The sequence below is a fragment of the Paraburkholderia sp. SECH2 genome, from assembly GCF_030464795.1.
Lineage (GTDB): Bacteria > Pseudomonadota > Gammaproteobacteria > Burkholderiales > Burkholderiaceae > Paraburkholderia > Paraburkholderia aspalathi.
In genome coordinates this window covers 74,693-94,470 of sequence record NZ_JALPRH010000001.1, presented here as the reverse complement: position 1 = coordinate 94,470, position 19,778 = coordinate 74,693, and the positions used below count along the sequence as shown (strand labels likewise).

The 19,778-nt window shown below is 59.8% G+C and carries 17 protein-coding genes; 8 read left to right on the top strand and 9 right to left on the bottom strand.

Going from position 1 to position 19,778, the window contains the following annotated elements; translation table 11 throughout:
• Positions 1-186 precede the first annotated feature (186 nt).
• Both M0D66_RS00460 and M0D66_RS00455 read left to right on the top strand, forming a co-directional pair.
• Positions 187-1,329 (top strand): sigma-54-dependent Fis family transcriptional regulator, encoded by a 1,143-nt coding sequence (locus M0D66_RS00460; RefSeq protein ID WP_200652093.1) that lies wholly within the window; start codon positions 187-189, stop codon positions 1,327-1,329.
• An 81-nt stretch (positions 1,330-1,410) separates the two neighbouring features.
• Positions 1,411-3,213, top strand: a complete 1,803-nt coding sequence (locus tag M0D66_RS00455; protein ID WP_211705911.1) for an NAD(P)/FAD-dependent oxidoreductase — start codon at positions 1,411-1,413, stop codon at positions 3,211-3,213.
• Positions 3,214-3,298: 85 nt separating this feature from the next.
• Here the strand turns inward: M0D66_RS00455 and M0D66_RS00450 are convergent, their stop codons facing one another.
• The 5 genes from M0D66_RS00450 to M0D66_RS00430 all read right to left on the bottom strand — a co-directional run bounded on the left by M0D66_RS00450 (position 3,299) and on the right by M0D66_RS00430 (position 8,444).
• The gene (locus M0D66_RS00450) at positions 3,299-4,756 is read right to left on the bottom strand and encodes an MFS transporter (protein ID WP_211705910.1); all 1,458 of its coding nucleotides are present in this window, start codon (positions 4,754-4,756) and stop codon (positions 3,299-3,301) included.
• A 102-nt stretch (positions 4,757-4,858) separates the two neighbouring features.
• A complete protein-coding gene (locus tag M0D66_RS00445; protein ID WP_200619563.1) occupies positions 4,859-5,245 on the bottom strand; it encodes a VOC family protein in 387 nt (128 codons plus the stop codon).
• A gap of 10 nt (positions 5,246-5,255) precedes the next feature.
• Positions 5,256-6,212: a hydroxymethylglutaryl-CoA lyase gene (locus M0D66_RS00440; RefSeq protein ID WP_211705909.1), complete on the bottom strand. Its 957-nt coding sequence runs from the start codon at positions 6,210-6,212 to the stop codon at positions 5,256-5,258.
• Positions 6,213-6,225: 13 nt separating this feature from the next.
• Complete coding sequence (locus M0D66_RS00435) at positions 6,226-7,416, bottom strand: CaiB/BaiF CoA-transferase family protein (RefSeq protein ID WP_211705908.1); 1,191 nt, start codon at positions 7,414-7,416, stop codon at positions 6,226-6,228.
• Positions 7,417-7,529: 113 nt separating this feature from the next.
• On the bottom strand, positions 7,530-8,444 hold the full coding sequence (locus M0D66_RS00430; protein WP_200619561.1) for a LysR family transcriptional regulator: 915 nt from the start codon (positions 8,442-8,444) through the stop codon (positions 7,530-7,532).
• 448 nt (positions 8,445-8,892) lie between these two features.
• Here M0D66_RS00430 and M0D66_RS00425 point away from each other — a divergent pair, with 448 nt between their 5' ends.
• Complete coding sequence (locus M0D66_RS00425; protein ID WP_054035492.1) at positions 8,893-9,339, top strand: hypothetical protein; 447 nt, start codon at positions 8,893-8,895, stop codon at positions 9,337-9,339.
• Positions 9,340-9,378: 39 nt separating this feature from the next.
• Entirely contained in the window at positions 9,379-9,525 is a 147-nt protein-coding gene (locus tag M0D66_RS00420; protein WP_093637406.1) for a DUF3096 domain-containing protein, read from the top strand.
• Between the two features lie 34 nt (positions 9,526-9,559).
• Here M0D66_RS00420 and M0D66_RS00415 read toward each other — a convergent pair whose 3' ends face one another.
• The gene (locus tag M0D66_RS00415; RefSeq protein ID WP_211705907.1) at positions 9,560-10,438 is read right to left on the bottom strand and encodes an NmrA/HSCARG family protein; all 879 of its coding nucleotides are present in this window, start codon (positions 10,436-10,438) and stop codon (positions 9,560-9,562) included.
• A 115-nt stretch (positions 10,439-10,553) separates the two neighbouring features.
• Between M0D66_RS00415 and M0D66_RS00410 the strand changes: the two genes are divergently transcribed.
• Both M0D66_RS00410 and M0D66_RS00405 read left to right on the top strand, forming a co-directional pair.
• A complete protein-coding gene (locus M0D66_RS00410; RefSeq protein ID WP_211705906.1) occupies positions 10,554-11,432 on the top strand; it encodes a LysR family transcriptional regulator in 879 nt (292 codons plus the stop codon).
• Between the two features lie 261 nt (positions 11,433-11,693).
• Positions 11,694-13,610 carry an SMP-30/gluconolactonase/LRE family protein gene (locus M0D66_RS00405; protein WP_211705905.1) on the top strand — a complete coding sequence of 639 codons (1,917 nt, stop codon included), beginning with the start codon at positions 11,694-11,696 and terminating at the stop codon, positions 13,608-13,610.
• A 1,166-nt stretch (positions 13,611-14,776) separates the two neighbouring features.
• Here M0D66_RS00405 and M0D66_RS00400 read toward each other — a convergent pair.
• A complete protein-coding gene (locus M0D66_RS00400) occupies positions 14,777-15,097 on the bottom strand; it encodes a hypothetical protein (RefSeq protein WP_266208842.1) in 321 nt (106 codons plus the stop codon).
• 62 nt (positions 15,098-15,159) lie between these two features.
• Here M0D66_RS00400 and M0D66_RS00395 point away from each other — a divergent pair, with 62 nt between their 5' ends.
• Positions 15,160-16,881 (top strand): hypothetical protein, encoded by a 1,722-nt coding sequence (locus M0D66_RS00395; protein ID WP_244869715.1) that lies wholly within the window; start codon positions 15,160-15,162, stop codon positions 16,879-16,881.
• Positions 16,882-17,036: 155 nt separating this feature from the next.
• Here the strand turns inward: M0D66_RS00395 and ctlX are convergent, their stop codons facing one another.
• Positions 17,037-17,975 (bottom strand): citrulline utilization hydrolase CtlX, encoded by a 939-nt coding sequence (gene ctlX, locus M0D66_RS00390; RefSeq protein ID WP_211705903.1) that lies wholly within the window; start codon positions 17,973-17,975, stop codon positions 17,037-17,039.
• A gap of 57 nt (positions 17,976-18,032) precedes the next feature.
• Positions 18,033-19,109: an ornithine cyclodeaminase gene (locus tag M0D66_RS00385; protein WP_211705902.1), complete on the bottom strand. Its 1,077-nt coding sequence runs from the start codon at positions 19,107-19,109 to the stop codon at positions 18,033-18,035.
• A 218-nt stretch (positions 19,110-19,327) separates the two neighbouring features.
• Here M0D66_RS00385 and M0D66_RS00380 point away from each other — a divergent pair, with 218 nt between their 5' ends.
• Positions 19,328-19,759, top strand: coding sequence for an Lrp/AsnC family transcriptional regulator (locus tag M0D66_RS00380; protein WP_054040707.1), 432 nt, complete (start codon positions 19,328-19,330; stop codon positions 19,757-19,759).
• The last annotated feature ends 19 nt before the right edge of the window (positions 19,760-19,778 follow it).

Here is a 19,778-nt window from a genome sequence, read left to right as displayed (position 1 = left end):
ATCCGCGTTTTCCTCGCTCAGGAAATCGAGTTGCGCTCAGGCCCCACAACAATAAAAAAGACTGAGACAAAAGTCTCATCCGGAATGATGGTGCACTGCAATGTGCTGTTCTGGAACCCGCATGCTAAAAGTCATCCTAAGCGTGCCACTGAATGATGATGCGCGCCGAGCCGACCGGAGACATTCATGCCCTATGTTCCGCAAGTGAGACACATCGATCGGATCCGCAGGTTGATCGAAGGCCGAACGCCTGATCGCGGCGGTGATGCCACGCGGCTGACTTCATCGTATTGGCGCTCGCTCGAGCAATATCATCTCGATCCTGGCCTGACAAAGGGGCCGCGGATTCTGAGCGCGCCGGAACTGCGTGACGTACAGCATCGGGAAGAATCGGTTTTGCGGGCGTCGGGAGAATGTCTTTCGCGTCTGCATGAGACGGTTCGCGAAGCGGACTACTGCGTGATGCTCACCGATGCGCAGGGCGTGACGATCGATTATCGCGTTGACAGGGATCGGCGCCACGACTTCAAACGAGCGGGATTGTATTTAGGCTCGTGCTGGTCCGAGGAGGAAGAGGGAACCTGCGGCGTCGCGACCGTGCTGCTCGATTCGCAACCGATCACGGTTCATAAGACCGATCATTTTCGTGCCGCCTTCACCACGTTGACCTGCAGCGCCTCGCCCATCTTCGGGCTGGAAGGCGAACTGATCGGCGTGCTGGACGCATCGGCGATTCGCTCGCCTGACGAGCGCGAAAGCCAGCGTCTGGTCAACCACATCGTGCGTCATAGTGCGATGTTGATCGAGGACAGCTTCTTTCTCAACGCGACCACGCATTACTGGGTTTTGCTGGCGCACCGCAATCGCCACTACGTGGAGGCCCAGCCGGAGATTCTGATCGCCTTCGATGCGCACGGCAACGCAGTCGCGGCAAATCGCCGGGCAAAAGAGTGCGTGCCTGGCCTCGATCGGCTGCCGCGATCTGTCTCAGAGCTATTCGATGTACGCGCTGAGCGTCTTCTGGATGTCAGGCCAGGCCGCGACATGGTTTCGATCAAACTCGCGGGCAACGGCTCACCGCTTTATGCTCGCGTTCGTCCGCCCGTCATTCGTGCGCAACGGCGAGCTGTATCGAAGCCTCGCAACCCCGCGCCTCAGGCGCAACCCACACTCACTGATATCGACGCCCTGGAGCGTGACCGCATCGTCGCCGCTCTGACGGATGCGAAATGGCATCCGGACGAGACGGCCAGAACCTTGGGCATCTCACGTGCGACGCTTTACAGACGGATCGCGAAGTTCGGCATAGTCCCGCCGCACCGGCGCTAGCGGTCCACGCTTATCCAGCGGGCAAAGAACCCGCGTATTACTTCGACGTTTTACCAATCCGTATCGAATGGAGGAGCAACCATGCCTGAAAATAATGCAAGCAAGATTATTGGAAATGTTCTGGAATCTCTGGAATCGGCGCTTAAACGCGGTGATACCGCCGCGGCCGTCGCGTTGTTTCAGCCTGAGTGTTATTGGCGCGATCTGGTTGCGTTCACCTGGAATATCAAAACCATGGAGGGCCGGGACCAGATCGGCGCCATGCTCGACGCACAACTCGGCGCCATCAAGCCGACCAGACTGCGGATCGCCGAAAATGAAGTACCGACTGAAGCCGACGGTTTGGCGCAGGCGTGGATCACCTTCGAAACGGAAGTTGCCCGCGGCAGCGGTTTTATCCGCGTGAAGGATGGCCTGATCTGGACTTTGCTGACCACCATGGGTGAGCTGAAAGGCCATGAGGAACCCAAGGGCAACCGTCGTCCGATGGGTGCGGAACATGGCGCACGTATGGACCGAACGAGCTGGAAGGAACGTCGGGAAGCCGAAGCGCAGGCGTTGGGCCGCGCGGAGCAACCCTACTGCTTGATCGTGGGCGGCGGGCAGGGTGGGATTGGACTGGGCGCGCGTTTGCGGCAACTGGGTGTGCCGACGATCATCGTCGATAAGAATCCGCGTCCTGGCGACCAGTGGCGCAACCGCTACAAGTCACTTTGTCTGCATGATCCGGTGTGGTACGACCATATGCCTTACTTGCCGTTCCCGGATAACTGGCCGGTTTTCACGCCCAAGGACAAGATCGGCGACTGGCTCGAGATGTACACCAAGGTCATGGAGTTGAACTATTGGGGATCGACTACTTGCAAGTCCGCGCGCTATGACGAAGCGAAGGCGGAATGGGTGGTCGAGGTCGAGCACGACGGCGAAACGCTGACGCTGCGGCCAAAGCAGCTTGTGCTTGCCACGGGCATGTCGGGTAAGCCGAATATCCCATCATTCAAAGGCATGGATGTGTTCAAGGGCGAGCAGCATCATTCGTCGAAACATCCGGGACCCGATGCGTATAAGGGCAAGAAAGTGGTCGTGATCGGTGCGAACAATTCGGCGCATGATATTTGCGCGGCGTTGTGGGAAGCGGGCGTCGACGTCACGATGGTTCAACGGTCGTCCACGCATATCGTGAAGTCAGATTCGCTGATGGAACTTGCTCTTGGAGATCTCTATTCTGAGCGCGCGGTAGCCTCTGGTATGACGACGTCGAAGGCTGATCTGACGTTTGCATCGATTCCGTACAAAATCCTGCACACGTTTCAAAAGCCCGTATGCGACGCGATCAGAGAGCGCGACGCGGAGTTCTACCAGCGTCTGGAAAAGCGCGGCTTCATGCTCGACTTCGGGGATGACGACTCAGGGCTCTTCATGAAGTATCTCCGGCGCGGGTCGGGTTACTACATTGATGTTGGCGCCGCCGATCTTGTAGCGGATGGCAAGATCAAGCTGAAGAGCGGTGTCGATGTGGTCGAACTGAAAGAGCACTCTGTCCTGCTAAGCGACGGCACCGAGTTGGAGGCGGATCTCGTCGTCTATGCAACCGGTTACGGATCGATGAACGGCTGGGCCGCCGATCTCATCTCGCGTGAAGTGGCGGATAGAGTGGGCAAGGTGTGGGGGCTGGGCTCGAATACGACGAAGGACCCGGGGCCGTGGGAAGGCGAGCAACGCAACATGTGGAAGCCCACGCAGCAACCGGCCTTGTGGTTCCATGGCGGTAACCTGCATCAGTCGCGCCACTACTCGCAGTATTTATCTCTGCAATTGAAGGCACGCATGGAGGGAATTGCGACGCCGGTTTATGGCCTGCAGGAAGTGCATCACCTTTCCTGAAGTCGGTGTGTGGTCGATGCGCGTCGTCCCTTCGTTCCAATGCCAGGAGCACTGGCTAGGGTCGCGACGCGCGTCGATGAGCGGCTCAACCCGGATTGATTTCATCCTGGCTGCGGCGCGTAGTGCGAGGTCCAAAGACTCGCACTGTGATAGCCACGACGATCAGCGCAGCGGCGATGATGCCGAACATAGCGCCTGCTCCTTGCTGGTTCAACACGGGGAGCAATACGAAAGGCAGCATGCCACTAACGATGCGGGACAACGAGTATGTACTGCCGATTGCGGTTGAGCGCACACTCGCCGGAAAGATCTCAGACTGGTAGACGTGATACGCGTTGCTGAATACGTTCGAAGCGCATGTTGTCAACACACCAAAGAGAACGATCAGCGCCGAGCTGTTGGAATAGGCAAAACCCAGGCCAAAAACCGCAATGGACAATATGGCGCCGATCACCAGTGTGCGGCGTTCAATCCAGTTGAGCAGCGGAATAGAAAGCAGGGATCCAACCGGGTAGCCGAGAAACGACAGAGCGATAAAAAGCGTGCCGTCCGTCACGTCAAAACCACGGCTTTTCACCACGGTGCTGGCGAGCGTGCCGAAACCATAGTAGCCAAATCCCTGAAGCAGATGGAAGATGGTCAACATCAGGTAGCGCTTGTCATAGGGAGGGCGGCGCAGCAGTGCAATACGCTCGGCCAACGTCATGGGATTCCGCTTGACGTTGGCTTCAGGTGAGATGACCGATACCGTCACTCCTGCACTGGCGGCAAAGCGCCGAAGCATCGCATGAGCCTCTTCGACGCGGCCCTGAGCCAGTAGCCAGCGCGGGCTTTCGGGCAACTTATGTTGCACGAGCAGAACCAGTACCGCGCCCAGGCTGCCGATCACCAGAATAACGCGCCAGCCTGCCACGGCGCCGAAGTGCAGAGGGTTGAGCCAAAGCGCCAGGAATCCGACCAGTGGCACGGCGACATACGACGTGGTGTACGCCCATGCGGCCATTCGCCCGCGACGTTCCTTGGGCAGAATCTCGGACAGAAAGCTATCGGCAACGGGGTAGATCGCACCTACGCCAATGCCGGTGAGGAAGCGGCAGATCACCAGCATCTCGGCGTTGACCGAGAATGCGCCGATCAGCGAAAAGGCGCTGTACCAGATCAGGTTGAACAGGAAGGCTTTGCGCCGCCCAATTCGGTCGGCCATGCTGCCGAGAAAAAACGAACCAAAGAACATGCCGATAAATGCTGAGGCAAGCAGCAGCTTGAGGGCCATGCTGTGTCTGTCGATACCGTATTCCCCCTGCAACGCCGTGCCGATCGAGCTGACAAGGAAAATCTCGAACATGTCGAAGAACAAGCCTATGCCGATCACCCACACCACAAATCGATGCAGCGAACCCGCAGGCATGTTATCCATCCAGCCGCCCAGCGTCGTGGCTTTGGCATGAAGGGCGTGTGTATCGTCGGCCGCGCTCGGTTCGGGTGAAGCAATGCGCGAATGAGCGGTCGCATTGCCGCTCACGTGCAGATTTCTGGTGTTCATGTTTGTCTCCGTTTCTTCGCTTTCGGGTCGGCTTATGCGCCGTTCACCACGTTGATCGGCGCGTATAAATCGCCGGATCTTGGATAGCAGGGTGTCATTCCATCAAGCCATCAGTTCGGATATCTCGATCAGATTCAGGTCGGGGTCCCGCACATACACCGAACGAATCTTCTGCGTGGCACCGGTGCGCGCAACTGGGCCTTCGACAATTGGCCATTCGCAACGGGCCAGATGCGCAATTACTTCGTCGAGCGGTACCGTGGCGATGAAGCACAGGTCGAGCGCGCCCGGCACGGGAACGTGGGCCTTCGGCTCAAACTCAGCGCCACGCACATGGACGTTGATCTTCTGATTGCCGAAACGAAATGCAATACGTCCTTCGCCAAACGTCTCGAGTTGCATCTGCATGACCTCGGTATAGAACCGCTTCGTCGCAGCGAAATCGACGCAAGTGAGTACGAGGTGATCAAGGTGGTCGATGAATGCCACGTCCTGCTCCTTATGAAAATGCGTGTTGTTCCGGCAGGCCGTCAGCGGTGCTGCAAGGCATCGAATGCAGATCCAGGCGCCGTCCTGCCTTCAGCAACTGGCTCGGTACGTCGTGGCCGATCAGTCCAGGAAGCAGGGCGGAGGCGGATAGCACGGCAGCGAGATCCACGCCGGTGTCGTAGCCGTCGAGCTCGAGCATGTGCACCAGTTCCTCGGTGCAGACGTTGCCCGTTGCACCTGGCGCGTAGGGGCATCCGCCGAGACCGCCGAGCGATGCGTCGAAGCGGTCGATGCCGGCATCCAGCGCGGCGAGCGTGTTGGCGAGCGCCATGCCACGCGTGTTATGAAAATGCAGCGTGAGTTCGAGCGCGGCGAAGCGCTCGCGCGCGGCGGCGCACAGCCCGCCGACCTGCGACGGGTAAGCCATGCCGGTGGTGTCGCACAACGTCACGCCATGCACGCCCAGATCCGCGAAGCGCTGCATCCACTCCAGCACTTCAGCCTGGTCGATATCGCCTTCCATGGGGCAGCCCATCGCCGTGGACAGCGACACGTTGATCGCCACCTTCGTTTGACTGACCACGCCGATCACGTCGCGTAACTGGGCGAACGACTGCTCGCGGCTCATGCGCAAGTTCGCGCGGTTGTGACTTTCGCTGACCGACATCACGAGATTGACTTCATCGACGCCGCACGACAGCGCGCGCTCTGCGCCGCGCAGATTCGGAACGAGCACGGTATAGACGACGCCTTCACGTCGCACGATCCGTTGCATCACTGCTTCGGCGTCACGCAAGGCGGGAATCGCTTTCGGCGACGTGAACGAGGTCACTTCGATCTTGGCGTAACCGCACGCACTCAGACGATCGATCAGTTCGATCTTGGCGTCGGTGTCGATGAAGCGGGCCTCGTTCTGGAAGCCGTCGCGGGTGGCGACCTCCTGGATGTACAGACGCTTGCTGCTCATGTCGTGCTCCTGTTCAGATGATGCCGCGTGCGCGCCAGGCGTCGCGGGTCGTCGTGTCGATGCCGAGGTTTTCAAGCACTTCGTCGGTGTGCTGGCCGAGCGTGGGCGCCTGGGTGTTCACCGTACCCGGCGTCGCGCTCAGCTTCGGGACGATGCCGGGCAGTTGCACGGGCGTACCGTCGGGGAGCTGGCCGTCAAGAATCATGTCGCGTGCGTGGTAATGCGGGTCGCTCGCAATGTCGGCGACGTCGTAGATTTTTCCGGCGGGAATGCGGGCTTCGTTGAGCGCAGCGAGCACGTCGTCGAGCGTGTGGCGAAGAGTCCATTCGGCGATCGCGGCGTCCAGCTGCTCGACGTTCTTTACGCGGCCATCGTTTTGAGCGAGTGCGGGATCGTCGGCCAGATCCTGACGGCCGATCAGTTCCATCAGACGCCGGAAGATGCTGTCGCCATTGCCCGCGATCAGCGCATATTTGCCGTCGCTGCAGCGATACGCATTCGATGGCGCGATCCCGGGCAAGCTGCTGCCCGCCGGTTGACGCACGGCGCCGAACGCGGAGTACTCGGGCAGCAGGCTTTCCATCATGTTGAAGACCGACTCGTAGAGCGCGACGTCGATCATCTGGCCCGCACCGCCGTTCTGATCTCGATGGCGCAGCGCGAGCAGGATGCCGATCACGCCGTGCAAAGCCGAGAGGGAATCGCCGATGGAGATGCCCACGCGCACGGGGGTGCGGTCGGTTTCGCCACTCAGATGTCGCAAGCCGCCCATCGCTTCGCCGATGACGCCGAAGCCAGGGCGGTCGCGGTAGGGGCCGGTCTGCCCATAGCCGGACACGCGCAGCATTACGAGGCCCGGATTTAAGGCATGCAATTCTTCCCAGCCGAGGCCCCATTTCTCGAGCGTGCCGGGACGAAAGTTTTCGATCAGCACATCGCTTTGCGCGACCAGCTGGCGAACCACGTCCTGGCCTTCGGGCGAGCGAAGATCGAGCGTGACGGATTCCTTGTTGCGCGATTGCGCTGCCCACCAGACGGACGTGCCTTCATGCAGCAGACGCCATTTGCGCAGCGGGTCGCCTGTGCCGGGTGGTTCGATCTTGATGACATGCGCACCGAACTCGGCGAGCATTTTTCCAGCGAAGGGACCGGCGATGAGCTGGCCCATTTCAAGCACGCGAACGCCTTCCAGCGGCTTCGTCATGGTTGTCTCCTTGCAAACGTCGTTCTCTTGACGCTTACTTTGCGACAACCCGCACGTGCTGAAAATCAATGGATTCTCAACGACCCTTTCCGTTCTGGAAAGGGTCGGCGCGCTTAACTGTCGGTGCCGTCTGTTCGGCCGGACATGAAGTCGAGGAGACGCAACGCTTCGGGCGACAGTGTTTCGCGCGAGAGTGTACCGATCCACAAGGTGCGCTGCGCCCACGCGTCGGTGAGGTTCACGGCGCGCAGGCCGGTCGCGAGAATTTCGGTGCGCACGGCGCCCTCGGGCAATATGCCGATGCCGAGCCCGTGCTCGATCATCCGGCAGATGCCGTCGAAGCTGTGCACCTGGATGCGTAGCTTGAGGGCCCGGTCCGCGCTGAATGCGGCATCGAGCAGCCGCGCGAGCAGTGAACTGCCTTCGTTCAGGCCGACGTACTCGAAGTCGAGCGTATCGGCGAAGGCGACTTCTTCGAGGGACGCGAGGGGATGGTCTTGCGGCACCAGCAGCACGAGCTTGTCCTGACGATAGACCGCCTTCTCGATACCAGGTGCCAGCACGTTGTCCGCAAAGATGCCGATGTCGGCGGTGCCGCTGCGGATAGCCGCGACGACTTCGTCGCTCAGGCGCTCTTCGAGCGATATCTTTACGCTGGGGTTGTCGGAGAGAAAAGCCTGCACGTCGTGAGGCAGGAACTGGATGATCGATGAAGTGTTGGCCCAGACTCGCACGTGGCCGCGCACGCCGGCGGCGTAGTCGCTCATCTCGTTGGCCATGCGGTTCACGCGGTCGGCGACTTGCCGGGCATGCGCGAGCAGGCCCTTGCCGGCGGCCGTCAGCTCGATGCCACGCGGCTGCCGCAGCATGAGCGTGCAATCGATGCTGCGCTCCAGGTCGGCCATGCGTTTGCTGACCGCTGACAACGTCATGCAAGTACGCTCAGCCGCTTTCGTCAGGCTGCCGAGTTCTGCTACGACGATGAAAAGGCGCAGCGATTGCAGGTCGTAGTGAGAGGAACTGGTCATGGGTGTATGGCGTTTAGCGCGATTGGAAGTCGATAGCCTGCGCGTCGGGTCCTGGCCCGGCGTGGCGGGCTGACTTCGTGTGAAGCATAGCAGGGAGCGGGGCGCTGCCGGTCTGGGCAGTGCTGGACGTTGCTGAACGCTGCGATAGGGGAGGCGCTTCGCAGCGGATTTAAGCGGCATGACTACCTTTACCCGCCTGTGTTTCGACTTGCACAGTTGTTGTGCAGCCGTATGCGGATTTTCGTTGTGATTTATTATCTGCTCCAGTGAACGCCACGTGGCGTCGAGGCATACGGGACACCGTGTGCAGTGCGTTTATGCTTTGACTGATCTGAGCGTCACCGTACAGACTTGCCGGGTCAGCCGTACGATTCTGGGATCTCAACGATCTGCTGCCTCATGTCCTCGGGCTTTGCGGGCAATCCAGCAGAACGATCGCGCTACTACGATGAAACTGTCCGTTCTCCGCATGCTGATCGCCATTCCGTCGCTGGGCGTGGGATTCTCTGCAGCCGTTTGCAATGCTTATGCGCTCGATGCAAAACTGGACTGCCAGTCGAGCCCGCATGATTTCATCGCTCCGCTTCTGGACGAGCAGTCGATCGATGCCAAGCCAATGCGCATTGAAGCAAATTCGGTCAACGCATTTCGTCCCACGCGCGGCAGTAACCTGACGGCATTCGGCTTTCATGTCTATGCCGTCTTCGGGTATGAGCAAAACGATCCCATCTTCAAACAAGGCACCGGCCAACCGGTTACGCCCCCGACATACGGCGTGGTGGTGACCGGCTCTGCCGCAGCGGTTGAGGCAAGCGTACGGCGGGCCGGCAGCGATGCGGCCATTCGCGACGTCGTTCCACTTTTTCTCACAGCCGTCTTCTGCAATGGGCATTGACGGCTGTGCTGCGTGCGCACGAGAAGCGAGGAGACAATCATGCATATGCTCACCAATGCCGGTCCGCTGGTTTCATTGATCGCAGGCATTCTGATTCTTGTCGTGCCGCGCCTCTTGAACTACATCGTCGCGATCTATCTGATCGTGATTGGACTGCTGGGGCTGTTCGGAAGCCACATTCGTTGAACGCGCATCCTTCTATTTTCCCCAGCCTGTTCGATCAACCTTTCGCCCACGCAGCGGCCATGGCAACCGCGAAGTCCCGGTAGGATCGCGGCTGCCGCCCGAGCAGCGTAGCCAGGCGATCGACTTCCGCTTTCGAAGCGACCGCGCCGTCCTGTTGATACCGCTGCATCATCAGGCGCATATCGTAGGCGAGCCAACCCGGTGCGACCGCCTTGAGACGCTGTTCGAGGGTGTCGAGATCGTCGCCGCCGTAGCGAACCGGACGTCCCAGCGCTTCGGCCCAGATCGCAGCGATGCTCTCCGAAGTCAGCGCGTCAGGACCGACGAGTTCGTATGTTTCACGCGGTAGCGCATTGGCGGCGCGCTCGCGGCGCAGGAGTTCGCGTGCCGCGGCTTCGCCGATATCGCGGACATCGACCATTGAAATACCTTTGCTGCCAATCGGCATGCCGTAGACACCGTGCGTCAGTAACGGGTCTTTCTGCCTGACGTCGTTCTGGATGAAATAGGCGGGGCGCAGCACCGTCGCGGGCAGATCGCAGTGTTCGATCATGCGCTCGACCGTGTGCTTGCCGGTGAAGTGAGGCACGTCGACATACTCCGCGCCCTTGAAAACCGACAGATAAACAATGCCTTTCACACCGGCCTCCCGCGCGATGCTCAGCGTCTGCAGTGCCTGTGTCAGTTCGTCCGCGGCGTTGGGGGCCAGCAGGAACACCGTGCTGACGCCGCTCAGTGCGTGCCGCACTGCATCGATGTCGGACAGGTCGCCCTTGACCGCGGTGACGCCAGCGGGGAATTGCGCTTTTTCCGGCGAGCGGGTCAGTGCCCGCACTTCGACGCCGCTGCCGTTCAGATGGTCGAGAACCTGCTTGCCGACTACGCCTGTGCTGCCAGTTACGAGGATTGCCATGATTTTCTCCTGGGGTTGAATGGACTGCGTGAGTCCGTGAGACGAACAATAGTCGTTCCACTGGGTGACCGAAAGTGCCAGAATCGAGACATCTCGTCTCGTATATGGAACGATCATGGATTTGACGTCACTGGCGGATTTCAACGCCGTTGCACTGCATGGCGGTTTCGGGCCGGCCAGTCGCGCGCTCGACCGTCCCAAGGCCACGCTGTCGCGGCGCGTGGCCGAGCTGGAAGAAGACCTCGGCGTGCGGCTGATCGAGCGGGGCGCCCGCAGGCTGCGTTTGACCGAGGAAGGTCTCGCACTCCACGAGCGCACGCGGGGGCTCATGACGGAGATTCAGGAGGCGGGGGAAGCGGTCGCGTCGCGTGCGCCGGTGCCGCGCGGGCGCTTGCGCATCAGCGCGCCGGTCGTGTTCGCGCATGTCTTGTTATGCCAGATCGCTGCGCGCTTTGCGCTGGCCTATCCGCAGGTCGAGCTCGAAATCATCGCGGAAGACCGCGTCGCGGATCCGGTAGAGGACGGTTACGACCTGGTGGTCCGCATCAATCCACCGCATGACGAGCAGCTCGTCGGGCGGCGCATTCTCGGTGACGAGCGCCTGGTGGTCGCTGCGCCGACTTTGTCGATACCGTCGATGCCCGCAAGCGAAGCCGACGAGCTGCAGGTACCGGCGGTCGTGTCGATAGCGGCCCATGCCGACTTGCTCTGGAACATGCGCACGGAAGACGGCGTGAGGGTCATCAAGCCGACGCCGATGTTGCGGATGTCATCGCTGCTGATGGTGCGCGAGGCCGTGCTGCAAGGTGTGGGTGCGGCGCTCCTGCCTCGCCTGCTGGTCGAACAGGATGTGGCGACGGGGCGGCTGGTTTGTTGGGGCGCAGAGGCAGGGCCGCCGGTGGAAATCTGGGCGCTCTATAGTTCGCGCCGTTTGCTGAGCGCGAAGGTGCGCGCGTTTATGGACATGCTGAAACCCGACTCAGTCAGGTTCTGATGGCTGTTGTTTGAACAGGGCAAGCGCGCAGAAGCTCACCAAACACGCTGGCGCCACGCACATCTTTCTTCCGCCTTTAGTCATGCTCGCTGGTCTTATGCGTATGCGATCCTTAATGACATCAACTTGAGCGATACTCGCGAATTTGCGAATGACCGGTAATAAATATGCTTGCTGAATTTATTACGTTTTATTCAATGATTTAGGGTGATTTACGGTGATTTATGTTAACGAGGGATAATCGTCAGGAGAGCATCGCCCATGTTTAAAAAACGAATACGTGCTGCACTGCTTGGCGCACTGATCACCGTGATTGCGCCGGCGTGTCAGGCGCAATACACCACCGACTGGCTGGCGAACACATTCGGAACGCTTGCCACGCATGTGGGCAACGGAGCGCGTTCGATGTGGGTCGCGCCTGAAGGCGTGATCTATACGGCTTCCCTATGGGATGAAAACGAGGGTGGCGTCGCGATCTATCAGAACGGCAAGAGCATCGGTTCTATTGGAATTAACAGCGAGTTTCAGGGTGGGGCGATAACGGGTAATGCCACATCGATTTTCGCCGCCTTGCAGTACAGCACCGTGTACGGCAGCGGGGCGGTAGGGCGATATAACAGAGCGACCCAGAAACGCGATGTCCTCATCCCCGTGAGCGTCTGGAACGCGGTCAAGCACGCCGATGTCATCACCGGGCTCGCCACGACCGGCACGCTCCTTTATGCGAGCGATTTCCCGGGCAATCGCGTCCGTGTCTACACCACCGACGGCGTGTGGCAGCAGGACATCAACATCTCCGGTCCCGGCGCACTCGCGTTGGATGGCGCGGGAAATCTCTGGGTAGCGCAGCAAAGCGCGGCCACGATCGTTGAATTCAGTCCGGCCGGCGCTCCGCTGAACACGATCCAGATGCCCGCGACGTCACGACCGTCCGCGCTGTATTTCGACGCGTCATCAGGACAGCTCATGGTCGGCGACCAAGGTCCCGACATGAATATCAAGCTCTACAACATCTCGGGCACGCCGACTCTGGTCGGCACATTCGGCATTCAGGGCGGCTATCTCGACAGCACCACAGGCATCAAAGGCCAGGTTGGCGACAAGCGCTTCACCCGTGTTGTCGGCATCGGCAAAGATGCAACCGGCACCCTGTATGTGCTCAACAATCCGTGGGGAGGCGGCTGGGACCTCGGCCGCAACGGCAGCACCGACATTCACGCGTATGACAGTGCCGGCAATCTGCAATGGAAACTTCAGTCGCTCAACTTCGAGGCGGTCGCCGCACCAGACCCGGTTACGGACGGCGCCTACTTCTATGGTGGCACCAACATTTACACCGGCACTGCGGGCGGCACCTTCGTCGCGAATACCGTCGACCCGTTTACTTACCCGTCCGATCCACGTCTCAACATGAACGATACGGAGCGCGACGAGCATTTCGGTCAGTTCGTTAGCGTGGGTGGAAACCGGATCCTCGTCGCGTCCGGTCAGAACCCTGGCATCTTTTATTTCTACCATTTCAATCCGGCGAGCGGCTATATCGCGATTCCGGATGCGTCGATTCCAGGCACTGCGTTCAATACGACGCTACAGATCACGGGCGGATTCTGCATCGATAGCAGGGGAGACGTATGGGCCGGTCTGGACAGAACGAATCACATCTATCATTACCCGCTGATCAGCTTCGACGGCAGCGGTAAGCCGACATGGGGACCGGGCATCGCCATCTCCATTCCGCAGAGCATCCGTCCGTTGACACGCATCATCTATCTGCCGGAGAGCGATACCATGATTCTCGCGCAAGGCATCGCCGGGAGCTGGGACTGGACGGCGATTCAATCGAGGATCGAGGTGTATCACGGCTGGAGCGCGGGCAACACCACGAAGCCCAATCCGGTGATCAACCTCACTAGCGCCAATCCGAAGTCAATCACGGCCGTGGGCAATTATTTGTTCGTCGGCTATGTGCATACGGTGCCCAACATCGACGCCTTCAATCTCACCACGGGTAACCTCGATACGACCTTGATCAACTCGAGTGCGGGCGCGGTGGATGTGGGCAACGACGTGGATTCGATGTATGGCCTGAGGGCATACCTGAGAGCGGCCGGCGAGTACGTGATCACGAAAGACAACTACAACGGCTCCAGCATTATTGTTTATCGCTGGACGCCTTGATCGGTTTACTTTGAGTCTATGATCAGACGAGAAAACATGCGGTGCGCGTTCTACGCCTCGTTGAATTCGCATCGTTCAGTTCTCTCCGCCTACGCATTTGATACGCGGGCGTATTGATATTAATAATATAAAAACGGCCCGCGTTATTCTTTGCTCCGGTCGATTTATTTTTCTTCGAGGGAAAGTCAAAGACCTGCGTTTTCCGCCCCCGGTGAGGCAGAGATTTTCCATTTCCACTGCTTTGGAAAACCATCGGGAGCGTTTCCAGAAAGATTCTTTGAACTACTACTTATCGTCCCTGGTCGTGCCCACGTTACACAGATGAAACGTTTATAATTCGTCTGCCAAAACACTGGCTGTAAGTAATGCCGGGCACGTGCCGGGAACGGCATCAATCAAGTAAAGCTTGCGCGGGTAGGCGGTTTAAAGGCGCTGGACCAGCGTCTCTCATACGAATGGGTTGCGAAGGAGTCGAGCGACTTTAACGCTACCTGTCAGCGGTTTTCATAGCTTTTCCTTTTCGGGAATTGGGCTCGAAACCTAATTAGATTTAGGTTCCGGACGGGCCTTGTCACGCCCTGGATTTGACTCGACTGACATCGAGGATGCCGGGTGCGCCGTCAATCACTGATAGAACCTCATCACGCAAACATTCTTGGTTAATAGTAAGGATGACGTAATTATTATCTGTTGAAGGGTGACAGATCAAGATGCTGGGCGTACTGCCGCCAGGCGGCGCTCGGTGTGCGTTCGAATGCGTAACGGTATCTGCGAGCGGCTACCGGCACATCGGAAGCGCCAGTTTCATCAGCAATGACCGCGATCGTCGCGTTCGCCGCTTCAACTCTCTCAGTACTCAAAGAACGCCAAAGCGGGACGGCTTAGATCGATCTTGCTCAATCCTCGGGGACAACCTGATTTTTAGGGATACATACGGACAATGACGAGAAACTTCAAACTTTTGGGAGTTGCGGCAGCAACAGTGTTTGCATGGTTTGGTGCGGAGAACGCGCAGGCTGCTACGAGCACCATCACCGTCGCAGGACAGCAATACAAGTTGTGCGCACAAGAGAACGGCACCTGCAAATTCCTCGGAACTGGCTCGGTGGTGTTCGGTGCAGTGCCGCCCACCTCGCCGTCGGTTATGCTTACGGCCCCAGCAACCTTTAGCAACGGCGTCGGATGCTATGTCGGCGCGGTTTCGCAGACAGATCCCGCATACGGTTACGGCAAATCATGTTGGGTGAAGGCGGTTGCCGCGAGCCCAACTCCGGCTCCGACGCCCACGCCAACGCCGGCACCAACGCCAACTCCGACTCCAACTCCAACTCCGACTCCAACTCCAACTCCGACTCCAACTCCGACTCCGACTCCGACTCCGACTCCGACACCTGCTCCGACACCTGCTCCGACACCAGCTCCGACCCCGACGCCAACTCCTGCTCCGACTCCGACTCCGACTCCGACGCCAGCTCCCACTCCGTCACCGTCCAGTTCGACCCTCTCGTGCGGCACGCCCACACACACAGCCGGCGGAACCGCCAATGGCGTGATCAGCGCCGACACGCCCACCACCGACGGCATGCGCATTTTCCAGAACAACGCGGCGTTCAAGCTCGCGATTACGACGAACGCGCCGAGCGCGGATACGGTCGTCTGGTCCGTGGCGGACTCGACCGGCGCGATCAAGGCGCAGGGCAGCTTTGCGGTTAGCAGCGGTGTGCAGACCAACTCGATTCCATGTACGTCGACGTGGTCAGGCTATGGCGCGCTGACGGCGACGTTGCGCTCGAACGGCGGCACGTTGCCCAACACCGGTACGCGTCCGGTGGGCATTGCAACGTTCGGCGTGTTGCCGAACCTGACGTCGGTACTGGGTACCGTAACGTATGCCCATCAGGATCAGCACCGCTTCGGCATGCAGGGCTTCAACGGCAACATCGCGGCGCTGCATGATCTGGGCATCTCGTGGACCATTGACGACCGTGAGGTATCGGCCATGGAACCCAATGGCCCCAACACCTACACGCCGAACGTGAACGACCTCGATCCGTTCTACAAGGCCAACCCTGATCAGATGCGCATTGTGCGTCTCGATGGACTGCCTGCATGGGATTCGAAGACGGGGCAATTCAACGACAGCTACTATGCGCCGTCGAACATGCCTGAGTTCCAGAGCTTCATGGCCAAAGTCGGTACCGATACGAGCCTGATTCGCGCTGCCAACTATCCGAACCAGCAAAGCAACTATTATCAGGTGACGTGGGAACCGAGCCTGGGCTGGGCGGATAGCGACGCGAACTTCGTCGCGATGTATAAGGCCGCGTATCAGGGCATTCACTCGACCGATCCGAATGCCATTGTGATGGGAACCGGCAACCCGTTCCCTTCGAATTGCGACACCTGCACCACCGGCTATCTGCAGAAGTTCGGTGCGCTTGGCCTGTGGAATTACATCGACGCAGTCTCGACGCATGGCTACTGGAATGCGGGCACCTATCCGGCCCATCCGCCGGAATTGCAGGACTCCGATCCGGATCCGGCGAACCAGGCGAACGCGCTCGACAACCAGATGACGCAATTGCGTTCGGTGATGCAGGCGGGTAAGCCGAACATGAAACTCTTCTTCACCGAAGCAGGCACGAGCTACGATCCGGGTCTCAACTACGGCCCCACGGTGCCGTCGCAGAACCAGTTGTTCGCCCACGCTGCGGTTGGCGTGCGGTCGCACATCATTGTGCTTGGCGGTGGCGCACAGTTGACGACGCTTTTCTATGGTCCTGACTATCCGGGCGAAGTGGGATACGGCTCGTTCTTCGATCTGAATGACGCGCAAGGGGCCTACGGCGCGACGAACCTCTCGCCGAAACCTGAAGCGATGGCCTTCGCGACGATGACACGTGTGCTGGACGGCACGAACACATTGGGCCGGGTTACGGGTACGCCGTCTGGAACGTTTGCATATGCGTTCCAGCAGCTTGGCAACGGCAAGGTGGTGACTGCCGCATGGGCGCACAGCAACGCGCAGTGGCCCGCGAGCAGTGGTCTCTATAGCCAGACCTACTCGACGAGCTATTCGCTTCAGGTCGACGGTGCCGGTACGTCGGGCAATGTGACGAAGATCGATGGTTACGGCAATACCAGCACGCTTGCTTACACCAACGGTAAAGTCACGCTGACCCTCACCGAGGTGCCGCAGTACATCGTCTCGAACAACGCAACGGTCGCCAAGGCCAATGCGACTGTTCCGGTCGGGTATACGGGCCAATAAGGCCCGAGTCGTACCGACGCGCCGCTGATGAGAGCAGCGGCGCGTCGATCAACCCGTTCTTGCCGTTGCCCGGTCAGAAGCCGGACGCTTAACCCGTTGTGAACGCAACGATCAGCAAGCGCAAGGTTATCTCCGGCTTTGCGGCAACGATTGTCTTAACGTCGGGCCAGGTGGATCCCGGCGAGCATGCAACGCACCGAGCCGCCAGCCAGCTCGATGGTCGGCACGCGCAGCGGCAGCAACTGCGCGGAACGCTCAATGAGCGTTTTCTGTTGTGCCGTCAGGCACGACATCGCCCGTTCAGACAACGCTAGAACGCGGCCATCCTTCCCCGACAATTCCAGTGCATTCCCGGCAAAATTGCCGATCTGCGCATGCGTGAGCGCGATAACAGTCCGGCCGCTCTCGAGCAGGCGTGTGTGTACCTCGCCGCGGCGTCGTTCGTCGCGAATAAGGTCCAGCCCGATCAATGAAAATTCGGTTGCAACGCTCATCATGACGTTGGTGTGGTAGACCGCACGGCCGTCCGCGTCGGCGGTATCGAAGCACATTGGTTCGAAGTTGAAATGCGTACAGAAGCGCTCGAGCGCCACTGGGTCGGCGCGATGCGAACGCGCCGTATACGCAACGCGTGCGACGTGGTCGAGCACCATGGCCCCCGTGCCTTCCAGAAAGACTTCGTCTTGCTCCAGCCCGGAATAGTCGATCACGTCCTGCACGCGGTACGCGGTCTTGAGCATCTCGACCACGTCGAGCCTGCGCTCGCGTCGGCGGTTGACCGAGTGCATCGGAAAGAGCGCCACGTGGCCGCCCGCGTGCGTCGAGAACCAGTTGTTCGGAAAAACCGAATCGGGTGTCTCGTTCTTCCCGCAATCGTCGAACACATGAACGCGTACGCCGGCCGCTTCCAGGCTGACGGCCGCAGCACTGACTTCGTCACGTGCTGCGGCGGCGAGCGCCGTCGCTTCTGTGAGATTAAGGGTGTGGCCGGCACGCTGGAAGGCGTTGTCGGCAGCCGTTTCCGGATTCGGATGAAAGCGGTGAGGGCGAATCATGACAACGGCGGCGGGCGCCTGCATCGACATAAGGCTCATGGGGTTCGTTAGCGGGTTGCGGAAAGATGGGACGAAATGGCCGGATGGCGGACTCGATCAGCGCGCGAAGGCGAATGCGTCGGCGGGTGCCGGGGTGAAGGCGGCCGGTGTGATTGCTGTCTCTATCAGGCCGCCAAACAGGTCTTTGGGATCACTGACTGTCGGGATCAGTGCGACGTCGATGCCCGCGTCGTGGCGCTGTGCCAGTGCGTGGAGGTAGCGCAGCGCCGAGTAGTCCTCGAGTGCGAAGCCGACGGAGTCGAACACGGTGACCTGCTCCGCGCTTTCCCGGCCCGCAACCTCTCCGGCAAGCACGCGCCACAGTTCGGTGACGGGCGAATCGACCGGGAGTTGCTGGATGTCACCTTCGATGCGCGTCTGCGGCTCATATTCGACAATCACGCGGCTCATACGCAGCACGTCCGCATGCAACTCGGTCTTGCCGGGGCAGTCGCCGCCGACTGCGTTCAGATGCATGCCGGGCTCGATCATGTCCGGCGTGACGATCGTTGCATAGGCTTTGTCGGCGGTGACGGTCGTGACGATATCGGCGCTGCGTACCGCGTCGGCTGTCGATGCCGCGCGGACGATACGCAGGGCTGGCCACCCGGCAAGATTGCGCGCCAGTTTATCGGTTGCGCGCGCATCGACATCGAACACGCGAATCTCATTGATGCCGAGCAGTGTGTGAAACGCGATCGCCTGAAATTCGCTTTGCGCGCCGTTGCCGATCAAGGCCATGCGTCGCGAGTCGGGACGGGCCAGGCTGCGTGCGACGAGTGCGGACGTTGCCGCGGTGCGCAGGGCAGTGGTCAGCGTGAGTTCGGAGAGGAACAACGGGTAGCCGGTATCGACGGATGCGAGCGCACCGAACGCCATCACGGTGTGAATGCCGCGTTCGGCGTTGATCGGATGGCCGTTTACGTATTTGAAGGCGAACAGGTTCGAATCGGCGACTGGCATCAATTCGATGACGCCTACCAGGGAGTGGCATGCAATGCGTGGCGACTTGTCGAATTCGCGCCATCGAAGATAGTCCGCCCGGATGGTGTCGGCGAGTTCGCTCAGGAATCGCGGTACGCCGATATCGGCGACGAGTCGGTACGTGGCGGGTACGTCGAGAAAGCGGGTCATGGTCATGTCTCCGTGATTCACGTGGGCTCCCGTGTGGGAGCAATGACGGAATTATTCCTTTGGCCCGCGCCAACAAAAAGACAGCAAACATCACAAATTTCACAGATAAGATGGCAAAATGCGCAGTTGAAATGGCATTTTGTATAGTTCCGCATGAAGGCCTCGCCAGGTAACGTGCGAACGGCGGAGCACCGTCGCCCGCCACTCAGGTAACCACCATGATCAATCTCGATGACATCGACAGGCAGCTCATTTCGCTGTTGCGTGACAACGCACGCATGTCGGTGGTGACACTGGCGAAGCAACTGCGCGTGGCGCGTGCAACGGTGCAGAACCGGCTCACCCGCCTCGAAGAAAGTGGCGTGATCGTCGGCTATACGGTGCGGCTGAAACCGGCCGCCGAGGCGCATCGGATTCGGGCGCTGATGTCGATTGCTGTAGAAGGCAACCGCGCGGCTGACGTGCTCAAGGTGCTGCGTGGCCATCCCAATGTCGCGACGATTCACAGCACCAATGGCAGGTGGGACCTTGTCGCGGAGTTGAGGGCGGACTCGCTGGAGAACTTCGATCGGGTGCTCGGTGCGATTCGCTTGATCGACGGAATCGCGAGTACCGAGACGAGCATCTTCCTATCGACGCACAAGATGTGAGCGGCTGGGAGAGTGCGCG